The sequence below is a fragment of the Nocardia sp. FBN12 genome (assembly GCF_054031145.1).
Window position 1 is genome coordinate 7,371,475 of sequence record NZ_CM132926.1, and the last position, 16,443, is coordinate 7,387,917.

The following is a 16,443-nucleotide window of genomic DNA, read 5'->3' on the forward strand; positions in this document are numbered from 1 at the left end:
AATTTTGTTGTGACGCAGAGTACCGGTTAGCTTGCTGGAGTTGGCACCGACGCCGAAGCCAGAGAGTGCGGTATGAAAATCACCAAGCCCCGTGCTTCACGAGCGGCCCGGAGGCATTCCTGATGTCTACCGATCTGCACTCCGCGAAGCCGGATTCCGCTACCCAGATCGTCCGCAAGAACTTCACCGACACCGTCGTGTCGTCGCTGCGGACCTTCGGGCGTGCGGTCGATCTCGCACAGCAATCGGTGGGCGGCTCGTTCTCCGACATCGCCCGCAGGCAGTTCCAGTGGCGCGAGACCCTCGTGCAGGCCTGGCGCCTGATCACGGTCACCGCCATTCCCGCGATCCTGATGGCCATCCCGTTCGGTGTGATCGTCTCGGTCCAGGTCGGCAACCTGATCCACAGCCTCGGCGCCGACTCCATGCTCGGCGCGACCGGCGGCCTCGGTGTGATCAAGCAGGGCGCGCCGATCGCCACCGGCTTCCTGCTCGGTGGCGCCGGTGCGGCGGCGATCGCGGCCGACCTCGGCGCGCGCACCATCCGCGAGGAGATCGACGCGCTCAACACCATGGGCATCAACCCGGTGCACCGGCTCGTCATCCCGCGCCTGGTCGCCATGCTGATCGTCGCCCCGATGCTCAATGTGCTGATCATCTTCGTCGGCGTGCTGGCCGGTTACGCGGTCGCCGTCGGCGGCCAGGGCGTGACGCCGGGTAGCTACTGGTCGACATTCGGTTCGTTCGCAACCGCCGGTGACGTGTGGGTCTCGCTGCTCAAAGCGCTGATCTTCGGGTTCCTGGTCGTGATCATCTCCTGCCAGCGCGGCCTGGAGGCCAAGGGCGGACCGCGCGGGGTAGCCGACGCGGTGAACGCGGCGGTGGTGCTCTCGGTCGTCTCGATCGCGATCGTGAACCTCCTCGCAAGCCAGATCAGTGCCATGTTCCTGCCGACGAAGTTGGCGTGATGGCTGCCTCCTCGTATATCCCCACCTCACTGCACTGGCTGCGCAAGCCCGCTCGGGTCGGCAAACGCATCGTCACCGCCGGTGAATCGCTCGGCTTCGTCGCGGTGTTCGTCTGGCAGGTGCTGTCCTCGGTGCCGCTGACGCTGCGCCGCTACCGGGACGAGACGCTGCGCGCGGTCACCGATATGACCTGGGGTCGCGGGTCGGTGATCGTCGGCGGCGGCACCGTCCCGATGATGATCGTGCTCGGTCTTGTCATGGGCGCCTCGGTGGGCGTCGAATCGTTCGCCTCGCTCGACATGCTCGGCATGGGCCCGGTCACCGGCGTGATCTCGGCCTACGCGACCACCCGTGAGCTGGCCCCGATCGCGGCGGCCATCGGCTTCGCCGCGCAGGCGGGGTGCCGGATCACCGCCGAGATCGGCGCGATGCGCATCTCCGAGGAGATCGACGCGATCGAGGCGCTCGGCCTGCGTTCGGTGCCCTACGTCGTCACCACCAGGGTGATCGCCGGCGCCATCGCCATCGTGCCGACCTTCCTGATCGCGCTGATCCTGGCGTACGGCGCCTGCCGAGGGTTGCTCACGATGGTCTACGGGCAGTCGGCCGGTGTCTACGACCACTACTTCTTCCAGTTCATCTCCGGCTTCGACATGATCGCCGCGGTGATCAAGGTGGCCGTGTTCGGCACGGTGGTGATCCTGGTGCACGCCTACTTCGGGTTCTTCGCCACCGGTGGTCCCGAGGGAGTCGGCATCGCCTCCGGTCGCGCGGTGCGCGCCAGCTCGGTAGCCATCATCGCCATCGACATGGTGCTCACGATCATGCTCTGGGGCTTCAATTCGGCGATCAGTTTTACGGGGTGAACTAGATGCCTAACTATGGAATGCCCGGCGTCGCGGCTGATCGGCGCACGTCGCGGCTGACCGGCGTGATCATCCTGTCGGTGATCGCGGCCATCGCACTCGCCTACGTCACCTACGCGAATCTGCGCGGCGAAGACGGACTGCGCATCGCCCTGCACACCGAGCATCTCGGTGACGGCATCAGCGCGGGTAGCCAGGTCCGCGTCGACGGCGTGACGGTCGGCGAGGTCGCCGAGGTGACCCCCGGCGAGCGCGGCACCCAGCAGATCGCGCTGCTGCTCGACTCGCGGCGACTGGTCGGCATCGACGACAGCCTCGCGATCGACTACGCCCCGACCAACCTGTTCGGCATCGCCGAGATCGAATTGCGCCGTGGCGCAGGCGGTTCGCCGCTGCGCGAGGGCGCGGTCCTCGACCTCACCGGTGCGAACGGCGACCGGGTCTACGACGCGACGATGAGCGCGATCCTGCGCAGCCTCTCGCAGGTCGGCATGACCGTGACCAGCCCGCAGATGGCGACCGTCATCTCCCAGCTGGCCGCGGACTTCAAGGCCTTCACCCCGCTGGTCCAGGCGCTGATCACGGTCTCCAAGACCCTCGCCGACAACCAGGACGTGCTGCCTTCGGAGCTGTTCGGCAAGCTCGGCCCCGCCTTCGACGGCGGCGGCGAGTTCGCGAGCGCCACCATGAAGGTGATCGACCAGCTCAGCGACATCAGGGTGACCCAGGTCGACAAGGAGCGCTATGACATCGGCGTCGGGGTGATCGGCGGCTCCATCCTGCCCGCCCTGACCACCACCGTGACCACCGCGGGCGGGCACTTGGCCGAGACCACCGACATGCTCGCGCCGATGCTGCTCGCGCTGGCGCAGATGTCACCGAACCCGCGCCAGACCGGTGCCGACCTCACCGCGCTGCTGCAGAACCTGCGCGGCGCCATGCCCGATGGCCCCAACGGTCCTGTCCTCAATCTCGACGTCGAGCTCAGGGGGGTTCCCGGTATCGCGGTGCCGCTGTTCGGAAAGGCCGGTGGGCGATGAAGATTCGCGCAACCGCACTGCGCCTGGGCGTCTTCAGCCTGGTGATGATCGCCATCCTCAGCATGGTGTTCACCCTGATCAAACGCCCGGTCGACGGCGACACCGTCGCCCACGACGCGATGTTCACCGACGCCAACGGTCTCAAGGTCGGCAACGACGTGCGGATGTTCGGCGTGCAGGTGGGCAAGATCGAGAAGATCAGCCTCGAAGGCGACAAGGCCAAGGTCGCGATCACGGTCAAGACCGACACCCCGATCTACGACAACTCCAAGCTGGCCATCCGCTACCAGAACCTCACCGGCCAGCGCTATATCGACCTGCAGCAGGCACCGAACCCGGGCAAGACCATCGCGGCGGGCGCGCGGATCGGCGCGAACATGACGGTCCCGTCCTTCGATGTGACGAGCCTGTTCAGCGGCCTCAAGCCGGTGCTCGCCACGCTGTCGCCGGAAGCGATCAACCAGTTCACCGCGAGCATGCTCGCCGTGATCGAGGGCGACGGCACAGGTCTGGGCCCCGCGCTCACCGCGATCGACCAGCTCGCGAGCTATGCCGATGACCGCCAGCAGGTGATCAGCACGCTGATCCACAACCTGTCCGGGCTGTCCGAGCGCCACGGCGGCAAGGTCGGGCACCTGGTGCCGCTGCTGGCCCGGCTCACCGACATCTTCGAGGCGATGCAGCGCAATATCGGCGGCGTCGCGCAGTTCGCGATGACCGCGCCCTCGGTGCTGGCGCCGGTGGACCGGCTGCTCGCCTCGCTCGGCCTGGTCGAGGGTGGCGGCGCCGATGTCGACGCGATGATCCGCGCGCTGTTCCCGAATCCACAGGAAGCCGTCGAGGTGTTCGGCAAGCTCCCCGGTCTGCTGGCCACGGTCGACGCCTCGCTCGCACGCGGTTTCGCCGACTTCACACCGCACTGCAGCAACGGCGCCGCCGAGGTGCCCGCGCCGCTGCAGGTGCTGATCGCCGGACAGAAGGTCACCGTATGCAACCGCTGAAAATGCTCACCGGGATGTTCGCCGGTGACCGCCCGATCCCCGATGAGGCGGGCAAACGCGCACGGGAACTGCGCATGGGCATCATCGGCCTGAGCCTGGTCGTGCTGTTCATCATCGCCGCCGGCGTGGTCTACGTGGTCCCGCTGGGCAAGGACACCTATACCGCCGAACTCAGCGAAGCGCAGTCGGTGCGCGAGGGTGACGACGTGCGCCTGGCCGGGATCTCGGTCGGCAGCGTCACCTCGCTCGAGCTGAAGCCCGACAAGGTGATCATGCGATTCACCGTGAAAAACGATGTCTTCGTGGGTGATCAGACGTCCCTGGACGTCCGCATGCTCACCGTGGTCGGCGGTCACTACGTGGCGCTCTACCCGGCAGGGTCGAAGCCGCTGGGCGAGAAGGCGATTCCCACGGACCGAATTCGCTTGCCCTACAGCCTGATCGAGACCTTCCAGGACGCGACCGCCCCGCTGGCCGCCGTCGACGGCGACACCGTGCGCAACAACCTGGCCGCCGCGAACTCCGCGATCGCGACCTCGCCGGAGTCGCTGCGCACCACGCTCGACACCGTCGGCAAGTACGTCGAGATGCTCGATCGGCAGCGTGCGCAGGTGTCGAAGTCGATCGCGGTCGTCGACGAGTACATCCTCATGTACGACGGCGCCAAGGCGGACCTGGGCAGGCTGATGGACAACGTCAACATGCTCGAAGACCTGCTGCTGAGCAAGAAGGCCGAAATGGCCGAAGCGGTTCGCCTGCTCACCTCGGTGGTGAATCGTCTCGCGGGACTCGCCCCGACCTGGGACTCCACCCTGAAACCGCAGGTGCAGGCGCTAGCCGACGCGCTGCCGCGGCTGGGGGAGCTCAGCGGCCAGCTCGAGCCCGTCATCGGCACCGTCGGTGCGCTGCAGACCAAGCTGTCGCAGCTGGCGACCCCCGAAGCCGGTGTGGTCGTCGACGAGTCGAGCGCCCGCGTGTGCGTACCGCTGCCCGGGAAGGCGTGCTGATGCTGAAACGACTACTCGGATCACAGGCGTTCATGTCGATCGCCGGTGTCGCGGTGCTCGTGGCGCTGGTGACCGGCGGTTACTTCATCGCCTTCGATCCGCTGAAGAAGACCGAATCCTATTGCGCGCTCATGCCCGACGCGATCGGCCTCTACCCGGGCAACCACGTCACCATGCGCGGCATGGACGTCGGCGAGGTGACCGCGGTGCGTAACGAGGGCGCCAAGGTCCGCGTCGAGTTCGCGGTCGACGCCGAATTCCCGGTCTACTCCGATGCTTCCGCGACCACGGTCGCGTATTCCGTTGCCGCAGACCGCAATTTGGCCGTGCTCACCACCGGCAAGACCGCGCCGCCGCTGGCGGGCGGCTGCATCACCAAAACGCTGACCCCCAAGAGCATCACCGAAACGCTCACGGCGCTGGCGAGCCTGTCCGACGAGCTCTCCGGCGGTACCGCGGGTCAGCCGAGTGCGCTGTCGGACGGCCTGTCGTCGCTGAACCGCGCGACCGAGGGCACCGGCCCGACAGTCAACGAACTCATCCACAAGCTCGGCTCGGCGATGAACAAGCCCGACGCCGACATCGGCCATCTCGCCAGCCTTTTCGACGCCTTCGCCTCGGTATCGAACCGGGTCGCCGCCAATTGGGGTGACCTGCAGACGATGCTGGTCCGGCTGGCCCCGCTGCTCAATATGGCCTCCGACGACCTGCTCGGCCCGGCCACCTCGCTGTTCGACGGTCTCGGCGAGTTGCTGCCGATGCTCAACGATGTCGCCGTCATCCTCGGTGACCCATTGATCGGTGCGCTCGACGACGTGGTCCCGCTGGTGAAGTTGTTGCGCGCCAACGTCGGATCGCTGAGCGAGATCGTGGCGAAGATGCCCGCGCTCGCCTCGGCCTTCCACACCGCGACGAATCCAGAGGGCGGCACCGCCATCACCTACGCGCCGCCGAAGGTCGCGTTGCCGAGCGGCGACGCCGACCAGGTGTGCACCGCGGTGAACGCGGTGCTCCCTGGGCAGTGCGCCGACCCGGCGCAGGGACTGGCCGATGTGAATCTCGTGCAGGTTGTGCTGGGAATGGCAGGTGCTCGATGAACACGCGAAAGATGTTGCGGCACAGTCTGATCGCCCTCGTGGTCGCGGCCGGTCTCGCGGTCGGCGGCTGTGGTTTCGACCCCGCCGAGGTACCGGTGCCCGGCTCCACCGTCAACGGGTCGACCTACCGCGTGCAGATCGAGTTCAGCAGCGCGCTTAACCTGCCCGCGAAGTCGAAGGTGATCGCCAACGGCGCCGAGATCGGCATCGTCGACGGTGTGCGGGTGGTCCAGCCCGCCGACGCGCCCGCGGGCCGCGGCGGTTACGTCATCGTCGAGGCCGACATCCTCGACACCGTGCAGTTGCCCACGAAGTCCATCGCCGAACTGCGCCAGGACACCATCCTCGGCGACATCCACCTCTCGCTCACCACCCCGAAGGACGGCTTCGGCGACCTGCTGCGCGACGGCGGCACGATCCCGATCGAACGCACGAAACCGCCTGTGCAACTGGAAGACACGATGGCCACCATGGCCCTGTTCGTGCAGGGCGGGGCGATCGGTCAGCTGCAGGAGATGCTCGGCCGGATCAACTCGGTGATGCCACAGGATCCGAGGGAAACCGCGCGGATCTCCGCGGTGATGGGCGCCGACGCCGCCGACCTGGCCGCCAATCTCGACCAGGTCGACCTGCTGGTCAACGGATTGAGCCGCAATGCGGCGATCCTGCACGACGACACCGAGGAAGCGCTGACCAGCATCCTCACCCCCGAAGCCGTGGCCTCGCTGACGGGCACCCAGGACTCGATCGCCAAGACGATGAAGATCTTCGACGCGCTCGGCCCGGTCGGTTCCTCGCTCACCTGGCTGGCCCCGATCGCGAGTTCCGGCGACGCCGCCGCGACCGCGTTCCTGCCGCTGGCCACCGGCGGTTCGGCGGACCTGCGCTCCTCGACCAATATGGCGCTGCTCACCGCCCTGTTGCGCGACAAGATCATTCCCTTCGTCGAGAACGGTCCGAAGGTGAACGTCACCGGCGTCGAAGTGTCCGAAGAAGACCAGGTAGCGCAGATCGTCACCGCGCTGCGGATGATCGGAATGGTGCGATGAAGATCGGTGCACTGGCCTCCCTCGGCGGCATCGCCGCCATCACCGTGCTCGGCGCGAGCTACCTGACTTTCGGCGTGGTGCGCGTCGACCCGTTCGCCGACTTCACCTCGGCTTCGCTCGAGATCGCGAATTCCGGTGGCCTCAGCGTCGGTTCGCCGATCCTGCTCACCGGCATCGAGATCGGCGAGGTCACCGGCGTCGACACCTCGGCGAGCGGCCGCGTGCAGGTCGGGTTCCGGTTCGCCGCCGATCACAAGGTGCCGATGAGCAGCGTCGTCACCATCGAACACCTGTCCTCGCTGGGTGAGCCGTACGTGCAGTTCGTGCCGCGCGACGCGGGCGGTCCCTATCTCGCCGACGGGCAGCGACTGTCCGGTGAGAACGTGCGCACCCCGATGTCGATCCCCGAGGTCGCGCGGCTGGTCACCAAGACCGTCGAGCAGCTCGATCCCGCGGTGGTCGGCACCCTGGTCGACACGCTCGGCACGGCGATGGTCGGCACCGAGAACGTGATCCCCGAGCTGGCCAGGGCCGGCGACCTGCTCGCCGCGGCGCTCATGAGTCGCGCGCCGGCGATCGGGGAGCTGCAGAACAACTTCGAGTACGTCTCCGGTGATATCGGCTGGGCCGGGCCCGCCACCTCGTCCGCCGCGCCGGCCTTCATCCGGTTGAGTCAGGTGATCGATCAGTTCGTCGAATCGGTCGGCCGGGCCACCGAGGGCGATCCACAGATGTATGTGCGCGACGGTGGTCTGGTGCCGTTGCTCGAGCAGCTCACCGCCAAGCTGAACGAGCTCGGCCCCGAGCTCTCGGCACTGCTGCCCGGGCTGCGCCCGCTCACCGAATCGGCGACCGCCGCCGCTCCGCAGCTCGATCTGAGCACGCTGATTGCGCAGGCGTTGCACAACACCGACGCCGATGCGGTGAAGGTGCGGGTCGCGATCAAGTAAACATCTGGCAACCATCGGATGTAGGTATCTGCCCTGGCCAGTGGTTGTTCCGCCGAGCGGGGTGGTCTGCGAGCAACCGTGCGGTAGCGTGCTGGACGGGGGAGACCTGATCCGCGGCGAAGGCGGTGCGATGGCAGAGAGCAGCGAGGGTCCCCAAACGCGGGCCGGCAGCAGTACTCGGACGGTCGCGATCGCGGCGGTACTCGCCGCCTTGCTCGCGCTGGTGGTCGCGATCGGGTTGGTGCTGCGCGCCGACCAGGGTGACGACAAGCCGTCGGTGAACCCGATGGGAGCCGACAGCAACGGTCTCCCGGTCGCCGGCTCCGATCAGGAGGCCGCCGAGCAACAGGCCGCGAACTTCGCGCCACCGTGGCCGGCCAGGCGGATCGGCGGGAACTGTTCGGCAGGCGGTATCACCGCCCACTGGCGTGTCCACGACGACGGCAAATGGCAATGCACGGTAACCACCCCCGACGCCCTGCCCCCTGGCCCGGCGCCGCCACCCCCGCCGCCCCCCGGCCCCGAACCCGCTCCCGAACCAGCGCCCGTCGACGCGCCCGCGCCGCCGCCCGCCTTCGAGCCCCCGCCGCCACCGCCGCCACCGGTCTACGAGCCCCCGGCTTACGAGCCGCCGCCCCCACCCGAACCGCCCCCGGTCTTCGAACCCGAACCGGCCCCGGCGCCCCCGCCACCCCCGCCCCCACCTCCTGTCCTGCAACTCCCCTTCCCCCTCCCGCCGATCCTGCTCCCGCCTGCCGCCGCCGTCCGCCCCTGATCGGGCCGTCATCCGAGGCCGTGACCGGCGGCGGGTCGATCCTCGTCGGTCGTCGATGTCGGTGAGACTGGTCAGTTATGGACCAGTTGGTACTGACTCTGGTGATCCTGCTCGCAGCCGTGCTCGCCGAACCACTCGGCGCCCGCATCGGCCTCGCGCCGTCGATCTTGATGACGCTGTTCGGCTGCCTGCTCGCCCTGATCCCGGCGGTGCCGAGCCTGAACATCCCGCCCGAGCTGATCCTGCCGCTGGTCCTGCCCCCACTGCTCTACGCCGCCGCTCGCCGCACCTCGTGGCGGCAGTTCGCGGAGAGCTGGCAGATCATCGCGTTGCGCGCGGTCGGCCTGGTGATCGTCACCGCGATCGCGGTCGCGGCGGTGTTCCACGCCTGGAACCCGGCTACCGCCGTCGCCGCTGCCGTGGTGCTCGGCGCCCTGGTTGCGCCGCCCGACCCGGTGGCGGCCACCTCGATGGCGGGCCGCCTCGGCCTGCCACGCCGACTGATCGTCACCCTGGGCGGCGAAGGCCTGTTCAACGACGTCACCGCGATCGTGATCTACACCGTCGGCATCCAGGTGGTCATGACGGGCCTGTTCAGTCCATGGCACGCGCTCGGCGACTTCGCGATCGCCGCGGTCGTCGGCCTCGGGGTCGGCTTGGTGCTCGGATGGCTCGGCAGCAAGCTCACCAAATACCTCGACACGCCCACCACCCAGGTCGGCCTGAGTCTGCTGCTGCCCTTCGCCGCCTACGGCATCGCCGAACACTGGGAGGGCTCGGCCGTTCTCGCCGTACTGGTCTGCGCGCTGTATCTCACCGACGCGGTGACCGAGATCGGCGACCGGGGGTATCGCGTGGTCGCCGACTCGGTCTGGGACATCGCCGAAATGCTCATCACCGGTTTCGCGTTCGCCCTGATCGGCCTCGAATTGCGCGTGGTCATCGAGACCACCGGACACAACTGGCCCTCGCTGGCGGGGGTCAGCGCCGCGGTGATCGGGGTGGTCGTCGGATTGCGCCTGGTCTGGCTGATGGCCACCTGGGCGATCAGCAGCAAACTGCCCTACACCGACGAACCGTTCACCTGGCGCGAGGTGATCGTCACCTGGTGGGCCGGCATGCGCGGGGTGGCCACCGTGGCACTGGCACTGGCCGTGCCGTTGACCCTCGACACCGGCGCCGACTTCCCGGCCCGCGCGGAAATCCTGTTCATCGCGTTCGCGGTCGTGCTGTTCACCCTGCTCGTGCAGGGCCCGACACTGCCGCTGGTGGTCCGCCTCACCGGGGTACACGCCGACACCCGCCAGGAACGCGCCGTCGAACAAGCACTGTGGACCAGGGTCGTGAATGCCGAACTCGCCGAACTCAAAGCGATCGCCGCGCGCGACAACCTCCCCGAAGACATCTACGAGGATCTCAAGGCGGTGCTGCGCCGCCTGTCCGCCAAGGCCGACCCCGAAGCGGCGGGCGCCGACGCGAAGGCCACCCTCGACAGGGAACGCGAACTCGCCGCGCAGATGCGCGCGGTCCGCGCCGCCGTCACCGAAGCGGGCCGCCGCGAAGCCCAAGCCGCGCGCCGCGAACCCGGCATGCCCCCGGAAGTTGTCGACCGAGTCACCCGCCGCCTCGACCTCGGCCCGACGCACTGAGTTTCACGGCTGCGTTCGAGGTTTTTCGGTCGGCGCATACGCTCAGGTCAGCCGCTCGTCAGCGAGTCGGTGAGGGCGCCGATCGCGTAGGTGATCGCCATCGCCAGGGCGCCGCCGACCACCACGCGCAGCACCGCACGCCCTCGATTGCCGCCACCGAGGCGCGCGCTCACCGAGCCGGTGATCGCGAGGGCGACGAGCACGGCGGCGAACGTGACCGGCACCCGCCATTCGGTGGGCGGCAACACGATTGCCAGCAGCGGCAGTAGGGCGCCGCAGGTGAACGCGATCGCCGAGGAGATCGCGGCCGCCCACGGGTTGGTGAGCGAGCGCGGATCGATGCCGAGTTCGGCCTCGGCATGCGCGGTGAACGCGTCGTGGGCGGTGAGTTCGGCGGCCACCGCGCGCGCGGTGGCCGGGCTGAGACCCTTCTTCTCGTAGATCCCCGCCAACTCGGCCAGTTCGAAATCGGGTTCGTCGGCCAGCTCGCGCCGTTCCTTGGCCAGCAGCGCCTTCTCCGAATCCCGCTGCGTGCTCACCGACACGTATTCCCCCGCGGCCATCGAGATCGCACCCGCGACCAGTCCCGCGATACCGGCGGTGAGGATCGTCTGCGCGTTGTTCGTGGTCGCGGCGACACCGACCACCAGCCCCGCGGTGGACACGATGCCGTCGTTCGCACCGAGCACCCCCGCACGCAGCCAGTTCAACCGATCCGCAAGCCCTTCGGTATGCGGCTCGTGCGGATGCCCCGACCGAGGCGCACCTGCGGCTTCACTCGGACGACTGTTCTCGATAGGCGAGTCCGGCACCCACCCAGCCTAGTGCGGCCGACCGGCAGATCATCGGCGCACGTCGGCCACTCGCTCAGCTCCGTTGGGCCGCCGACGGGTCAGCGGCGGCAGCCAGTCCCGCGCGCAGGGTGTCGGCCAGGCGCACCGCGAGCGCGATCACGGTCAGCGTCGGGTTGACGTGCCCGTTCGTCGGGAACACCGAACTGCCCGCGATGTAGAGGTTGTCTACCCCGTGCACCCGGCAGTGCTGGTCCACGACCCCGTGCCGCGGATCGGCCGACATCCGCGTGGTGCCACTGGGATGCGCCCAGTCGGTGAGCGGTAGGGGATCGGTGCTGTCGGGCAGAGCCGCCGGAACCACCTGCGGTGCGGGCAATCCGAGCCGGGCGAACTCGCCGACGAGCAGCGCTGTCGCCCGCCGCACCGTGCGATCCTCCTGCGCACCGACCTTCCAATCCACCTGCGGCAACGGCATTCCCACCGGATCGGTCCGTCCGGAAAGCCGCACCCGGCTGTCCGCGTTCGGCGTCTGCTCCACCATCGCCCGCACCTCGACACCCGCGAGCCGGTGCGGCAACCCCACACCGTCGACCAGCCGACGTCGCACACCGTTGACCAGAAGTCCGGTGCCGGACAGCATGATTCGCATATCCGCCCATCGAGTTCGCCCGCGCAACAGTCGCTTCACCGAGTCCCACGGGTCGTCGTCGGCGATGACCTCCTGCAACCACAGCGCACAGTTCACCAGCGATTCGCGCCGCTGCAGCGCGGGCGACAACGCCATCCCGTGCAGAAAGGTGTGCCGCCCGCGCGCGCTCTTGACCACGTATTTCCCGAACCGGTCCAGCGCAGCCCCGGCCTGCGCGGGCGGCAGCGTCGCGACGACCCCGCAGCGATGATCCATCAGATACCGCCCGACCTGGTCGTACCGATTCCCGATCCCACCGGCGACGGTGCGCCGCGAGGCCAGCAGCAGCCGTGGCGTGGCGATCCCACCCCCGGCCAGCACGAACATCCGCGCCTCGACGGTGCGCACCCGCCCGCCCGCGCCGGTCACCTCGACCGAATTCACATGCGCGCCGGTGGTATCGGTGTCGATGTGGGTGACCGTCGCGTTCACCAGTACCCGCGCGGTCGGCGCGACGATGTCACGCACGTGCGGACCCCACCGCTTGCAGTCGAACCGGTTGGCCGGATCGCGGCTGATCTGCCAGAAGTAGGGACGCAACGAGCCGGTATCGAGCGCGTCGGGCGGTGCTTGCCGCCCGGCCAGCGGCCAGAACTCGCCCTCGGTGAAGCCGGTGCCGTGCCCGAGCCCGGCATGCGCGGCAGCGCGCTCGGCATACGGACGCAGTGCGCCCGCGTCGATCGGCCACCCGGACCGCGTGACCCAGGGCCGATTCGCGAAGTCGAGGTCGTCGAGCACACCGCAGCGCCCCGCCCAGCTGTGTGAGCTCCCGCCGAGCACCCGGTTACCCGCGATCCGATCTTGCTCCGCGCGCGGAGCGCCGACATTCTCGATCGCGGTGAAAGCTGTTTCATCCGAAGTGATCTCGTGACCACCGCTCTCCAGCACCAGTACCCGCAGCCCGGCGGCCGCGAGTTCGGTGGCCACTGTCAGGCCCGCGGGGCCCGACCCGATGACGCAGATCTGGGTGCGCAACGCGTCGTCACCGACAGTGCGCAGATCCTCCACAAGCATCGGCGTCCTCTCACCAGCGCGGTCCCCGAACCGCTGGTCTCACTCTAAGAGCCGGACCACCGCGTGTCAGTCGGTCTCACAATGCTGGTTGACGAAAGCCCTGATGTATCCGGCGGATTGGCGCACATACATCCACGACCAGAACTCCAGCCCCGAGTCCGAGGGGCTGGCGACCATGGTGATCTCGCCGTCGTAGCACTTCTCCACGATGTACCTGGCACGCGACACGTGCGGCGTGAACGTGACCACGATGATGTGTCGCCATCCGTAAATCTTTGCGCGCCGGACGATTTCGCGCGCTTCACCATCGGTGGTCCACGGATCCGGCACGAAACACGAGACGCGGAAGGCGAATCGGCCGCCGCAGTATTTGTCCATCACCGGATCGTCGGGCCCGGTGGACTGCGAGATCAGTACCTCCGGGGCCAGGCCGCGCTCGGCGAGCTCGATGCCGAGATCGAATCGTTCGTAGGCGGTGCCGCCGAGCACCACGATCACATCAGCGGGCCGCAACGGGTCGACTTGCGGGTGCACGAAGACCGGCCAGCCGGCGAATGCGGCAGCCAGCACGGTGACCAGTGCGCCGACGAGCAACCATCCCGCACGCCGAAAAATCGACACGGCACCGACGATACCCAAATCTCGACGATGGCCACCGGGCCGAGGATCGGCTCTTCTGCCACGGTCGCACGGCAGGCACACTGGAGCCCATGACCGACACCGCCGTTGCCCCTGAACACCTCGACGTCGTCATCGTCGGCGCCGGGTTGTCCGGTATCGGGGCCGCCTACCGGCTGCAGGAAGAGCACCCGCACCGCAGCTACGCCATCCTCGAGGCGCGCGCCGACCTCGGCGGCACCTGGGACCTGTTCCGCTACCCGGGCATCCGCTCGGATTCGGACATGTTCACCCTCGGCTACCCGTTCAAGCCGTGGCGCGCGGCCCGCTCCATCGCCGACGGCGCCGCGATCCTGGATTACATCCACGAGACCGCGCAGGAGAACGGCATCGACCGGCGCATCCGCTTCGGTTCCCGGGTGATCGGCGCGGACTGGTCATCGGCGCAGGCACACTGGCAGCTCACCATCGCCCACGAGGGCCCCGACGGCCCCGAACTGAGCAACCTGACCTGCGGTTTCCTCTACACCTGCGCCGGCTACTACGACTACCAGCAGCCGCACGCCCCCGACTTCCCCGGCCGCGACGACTTCGCGGGCACCGTCGTGCACCCGCAGTTCTGGCCCGCCGACCTCGACACCCGCGACAAGCGGATCGTCGTGATCGGCAGCGGCGCCACCGCCGTCACCCTGGTGCCCAATCTCGCGGCGGACGCCGCGCACGTCACCATGTTGCAGCGCAGCCCGACCTGGATCAGCCCCGTCCCCGGCCGCGACAAGCAGGCCGACAAGCTCCGCAAGCTGCTCCCCGCCGGTCTCGCCCACCGGCTGATCCGAACCAAGAACATCCTGTTCAACATCGGTTTCTACCAGTTCTGCCGCCGCCGCCCCGCCGCCGCACGCAAGCTGCTCACCGACCTCACCACCCGCATCCTCAAAGACGACAAGCTCGTCGCCGAACATTTCACCCCCGACTACGACCCGTGGGACCAGCGCCTGTGCGCCGCCCCCGACGCCGACTTCTTCAAGGCGATGAAAAAGGGCAAGGCCTCGGTGGTCACCGACCACATCGACGCCTTCGTCCCCGAGGGGATCCGCCTGGTCTCGGGGGAGACGCTGCCCGCCGACATCGTGGTCACCGCCACGGGCCTGCGCCTGCTGGCTTTCGGCGGCATCGCGCCCTCGGTCGACGGCACGCCCGTGCCTCTGGCTGATCAGTTCGTCTGGCAGGGCGCCATGCTCACCGGCCTGCCCAACTTCGCCATCTGCGTCGGCTACACCAACGCGTCATGGACGCTGCGCGCCGACCTCACCTCCCGCCTGGTCTGCAAAGTCCTCACCCACCTGGACCGCACCGGTAGCGCCGCAGTCGTCCCCGAACCTAGGGGCGCGCTCGCCGAACGCCCGCTGCTCGACCTGAACGCGGGCTATGTCCAGCGCTCGATCGCCGCGTTCCCCCGCCAGGGCGACCGGCATCCGTGGCGGGTCAGGCAGAACTACCTGCTCGACGCGCTGATCACCCTGCGCACCGACCTCGGCAAGACCCTGCGTCCGGTGCCGCGGCGGGTCAGGGAGTTCACCCGCAACGGGTGAGGCGCGCGGCTCGCCGGGTTCCTACCGTTGTCGTGTGCCGTGGTGGCACATGGCGTTGACCTGACGGAAGGCCCAGCGATGACACACACGAATCAGCACCCGGTGCGCGAAGGAATCGCGGCAGGCACCTCCATCGGCGCCGGCATCCTGCTTGCCGTGGTCGGTGTGCTGCAGATCTTCCAGGGGATCTCCGCGGTCGCCAACGACGATCTCATCGTCGTCGGCCCGGAGTACTCCTACCAGTTCGACCTCACCAGCTGGGGCTGGTGGCACATCGTCCTCGGCGCACTCGCGGTGATCATCGCGATCGGTCTGCTCGCGGGTCAGACCTGGGGCCGGGTGGCGGCGATGGTGATCGCGGCGCTCTCGATCATCGCCAACTTCCTGTGGCTGCCGTACTACCCGTGGTGGTCGATCCTGATCATCGCCGTCGACATCGTGGTGATCTGGGCGGTGGCCACTTGGCGCCCGGATAATTCCTGACCGAATCGACCAGACAGCGCCGCCTCGATCGCCGGGGCGGCGCTGTTCGTTTGCGCTGTGGTCACCGAGTTCAGTGGTCGAGCCCCGACGAGCCTGCATCGCTGTCGCCGAGGGCGTCGACCAGATGGCGTGAGAGCCGTTCGCCCAAGAACGCGAGCTCGGCCTTCTGCGGATCATCGAGTCCGTCCAGCACGAGCTTGCGCACCGCGACGAGATAGTCCGGCGTCGTCGCCACCACCTTGGCCAGCCCGCTCTCGGTGAGCACCGCGTCGATCCCACGCCCGGATACCGCCGCCTCGCGTCGCGCCCACCCCACCCGTTCCAGCTTCGAAACCACGTGGGAGAGCCGGGAAATGGACCCGTGTCCACGTGCCGCGAGCATGCTCAACCGCATCCGGCGCTCCGGCGCGTCATGGAGCAAGGCCATGACCCGGTACTCGAAATGGGTCACTCCGAACTCGCGCTGTAGTCGGGAATCGAGCGCACTCGGCACGCGCATCGAGAGGGTGACCACCGCGCTCCATGCGCGACGCTCGACCGAGTCGAGATCCTCCGGCACCTCGGCCTGCCTTCCACCCGCATGGTAACTATAAAATTGCTGAACGACGGCAAACTGTATCCCGCAGGGTGTGCCCTGTCTACGATTGTCGCGTCATGTCACCAGGTGGACGGCATATTGAAGATCGGCAAAGCGCTGGACGGCTGATCAGTTGCCAATCGATCGCCGGTCGACGCTGGTGATCGATCGCGATGAGCGTCGGGAGCGCGCGCGCCGAACTCTGGGTAGAGTGGGGCTCGTGACCTGGGGAAATGCCGGATTTTCCAGGCGATTTGACTTCGCGTTTGTCGACA

General features: G+C 68.2%; 16 protein-coding genes. 12 read left to right on the plus strand and 4 right to left on the minus strand.

All coding sequences use genetic code 11. The features are described from left to right. The first annotated feature begins 122 nt into the window (after positions 1–122). From ACWZHB_RS34570 to ACWZHB_RS34615, 10 genes are all read left to right on the plus strand, one after another. Positions 123–968, plus strand: coding sequence for an MlaE family ABC transporter permease (locus ACWZHB_RS34570; RefSeq protein ID WP_266296070.1), 846 nt, complete (start codon positions 123–125; stop codon positions 966–968). Then, entirely contained in the window at positions 968–1,834 is an 867-nt protein-coding gene (locus ACWZHB_RS34575) for an MlaE family ABC transporter permease (RefSeq protein WP_266296068.1), read from the plus strand. Before ACWZHB_RS34570 ends, ACWZHB_RS34575 begins: the two co-directional genes overlap by 1 nt. Positions 1,835–1,839: 5 nt before the next feature. Continuing rightward, complete coding sequence (locus tag ACWZHB_RS34580; protein WP_427905859.1) at positions 1,840–2,874, plus strand: MlaD family protein; 1,035 nt, start codon at positions 1,840–1,842, stop codon at positions 2,872–2,874. After that, positions 2,871–3,875 carry an MlaD family protein gene (locus tag ACWZHB_RS34585; RefSeq protein ID WP_427905860.1) on the plus strand — a complete coding sequence of 335 codons (1,005 nt, stop codon included), beginning with the start codon at positions 2,871–2,873 and terminating at the stop codon, positions 3,873–3,875. The genes ACWZHB_RS34580 and ACWZHB_RS34585 overlap by 4 nt, the downstream gene beginning before the upstream one ends. Further along, a complete protein-coding gene (locus tag ACWZHB_RS34590) occupies positions 3,863–4,882 on the plus strand; it encodes an MlaD family protein (RefSeq protein WP_427905861.1) in 1,020 nt (339 codons plus the stop codon). The genes ACWZHB_RS34585 and ACWZHB_RS34590 overlap by 13 nt, the downstream gene beginning before the upstream one ends. Further along, entirely contained in the window at positions 4,882–5,979 is a 1,098-nt protein-coding gene (locus ACWZHB_RS34595; RefSeq protein WP_427905862.1) for an MlaD family protein, read from the plus strand. Before ACWZHB_RS34590 ends, ACWZHB_RS34595 begins: the two co-directional genes overlap by 1 nt. Further along, a complete protein-coding gene (locus ACWZHB_RS34600) occupies positions 5,976–7,028 on the plus strand; it encodes an MlaD family protein (RefSeq protein ID WP_427905863.1) in 1,053 nt (350 codons plus the stop codon). Before ACWZHB_RS34595 ends, ACWZHB_RS34600 begins: the two co-directional genes overlap by 4 nt. Next, complete coding sequence (locus ACWZHB_RS34605) at positions 7,025–7,978, plus strand: MlaD family protein (protein WP_427905864.1); 954 nt, start codon at positions 7,025–7,027, stop codon at positions 7,976–7,978. The genes ACWZHB_RS34600 and ACWZHB_RS34605 overlap by 4 nt, the downstream gene beginning before the upstream one ends. A 130-nt stretch (positions 7,979–8,108) precedes the next feature. After that, the gene (locus ACWZHB_RS34610; RefSeq protein WP_427905865.1) at positions 8,109–8,753 is read left to right on the plus strand and encodes a hypothetical protein; all 645 of its coding nucleotides are present in this window, start codon (positions 8,109–8,111) and stop codon (positions 8,751–8,753) included. A gap of 77 nt (positions 8,754–8,830) precedes the next feature. Next, positions 8,831–10,402, plus strand: coding sequence for a Na+/H+ antiporter (locus ACWZHB_RS34615; protein WP_427905866.1), 1,572 nt, complete (start codon positions 8,831–8,833; stop codon positions 10,400–10,402). A gap of 47 nt (positions 10,403–10,449) precedes the next feature. Here ACWZHB_RS34615 and ACWZHB_RS34620 read toward each other — a convergent pair whose 3' ends face one another. From ACWZHB_RS34620 to ACWZHB_RS34630, 3 genes are all read right to left on the minus strand, one after another. Then, complete coding sequence (locus tag ACWZHB_RS34620) at positions 10,450–11,199, minus strand: VIT1/CCC1 transporter family protein (RefSeq protein ID WP_427909388.1); 750 nt, start codon at positions 11,197–11,199, stop codon at positions 10,450–10,452. 70 nt (positions 11,200–11,269) lie between these two features. Continuing rightward, complete coding sequence (locus tag ACWZHB_RS34625; RefSeq protein ID WP_427905867.1) at positions 11,270–12,898, minus strand: GMC oxidoreductase; 1,629 nt, start codon at positions 12,896–12,898, stop codon at positions 11,270–11,272. A 66-nt stretch (positions 12,899–12,964) separates the two neighbouring features. Then, positions 12,965–13,519, minus strand: coding sequence for a YdcF family protein (locus ACWZHB_RS34630; RefSeq protein ID WP_427905868.1), 555 nt, complete (start codon positions 13,517–13,519; stop codon positions 12,965–12,967). A gap of 89 nt (positions 13,520–13,608) precedes the next feature. On the opposite strand from ACWZHB_RS34630, the gene ACWZHB_RS34635 reads away from it, so the two are divergent. Both ACWZHB_RS34635 and ACWZHB_RS34640 read left to right on the plus strand, forming a co-directional pair. Beyond that, on the plus strand, positions 13,609–15,108 hold the full coding sequence (locus ACWZHB_RS34635; RefSeq protein ID WP_427905869.1) for a flavin-containing monooxygenase: 1,500 nt from the start codon (positions 13,609–13,611) through the stop codon (positions 15,106–15,108). A 78-nt stretch (positions 15,109–15,186) separates the two neighbouring features. Beyond that, positions 15,187–15,591, plus strand: coding sequence for a DUF7144 family membrane protein (locus ACWZHB_RS34640; RefSeq protein ID WP_427905870.1), 405 nt, complete (start codon positions 15,187–15,189; stop codon positions 15,589–15,591). Between the two features lie 70 nt (positions 15,592–15,661). Here the strand turns inward: ACWZHB_RS34640 and ACWZHB_RS34645 are convergent, their stop codons facing one another. Next, entirely contained in the window at positions 15,662–16,150 is a 489-nt protein-coding gene (locus tag ACWZHB_RS34645) for a MarR family winged helix-turn-helix transcriptional regulator (protein WP_427905871.1), read from the minus strand. Between the last annotated feature and the right edge of the window lie 293 nt (positions 16,151–16,443).

Coding starts and splice junctions, on each gene's coding strand:
- ACWZHB_RS34610 (WP_427905865.1), top strand. CDS start 8,109: ATGGCAGAGAGCAGCGAGGGTCCCCAAACGCGGGCCGGCAGCAGTACT.
- ACWZHB_RS34595 (WP_427905862.1), top strand. CDS start 4,882: ATGCTGAAACGACTACTCGGATCACAGGCGTTCATGTCGATCGCCGGT.
- ACWZHB_RS34615 (WP_427905866.1), top strand. CDS start 8,831: ATGGACCAGTTGGTACTGACTCTGGTGATCCTGCTCGCAGCCGTGCTC.
- ACWZHB_RS34625 (WP_427905867.1), bottom strand. CDS start 12,898: ATGCTTGTGGAGGATCTGCGCACTGTCGGTGACGACGCGTTGCGCACC.
- ACWZHB_RS34640 (WP_427905870.1), top strand. CDS start 15,187: ATGACACACACGAATCAGCACCCGGTGCGCGAAGGAATCGCGGCAGGC.
- ACWZHB_RS34575 (WP_266296068.1), top strand. CDS start 968: ATGGCTGCCTCCTCGTATATCCCCACCTCACTGCACTGGCTGCGCAAG.
- ACWZHB_RS34580 (WP_427905859.1), top strand. CDS start 1,840: ATGCCTAACTATGGAATGCCCGGCGTCGCGGCTGATCGGCGCACGTCG.
- ACWZHB_RS34600 (WP_427905863.1), top strand. CDS start 5,976: ATGAACACGCGAAAGATGTTGCGGCACAGTCTGATCGCCCTCGTGGTC.
- ACWZHB_RS34605 (WP_427905864.1), top strand. CDS start 7,025: ATGAAGATCGGTGCACTGGCCTCCCTCGGCGGCATCGCCGCCATCACC.
- ACWZHB_RS34585 (WP_427905860.1), top strand. CDS start 2,871: ATGAAGATTCGCGCAACCGCACTGCGCCTGGGCGTCTTCAGCCTGGTG.
- ACWZHB_RS34570 (WP_266296070.1), top strand. CDS start 123: ATGTCTACCGATCTGCACTCCGCGAAGCCGGATTCCGCTACCCAGATC.
- ACWZHB_RS34590 (WP_427905861.1), top strand. CDS start 3,863: ATGCAACCGCTGAAAATGCTCACCGGGATGTTCGCCGGTGACCGCCCG.
- ACWZHB_RS34635 (WP_427905869.1), top strand. CDS start 13,609: ATGACCGACACCGCCGTTGCCCCTGAACACCTCGACGTCGTCATCGTC.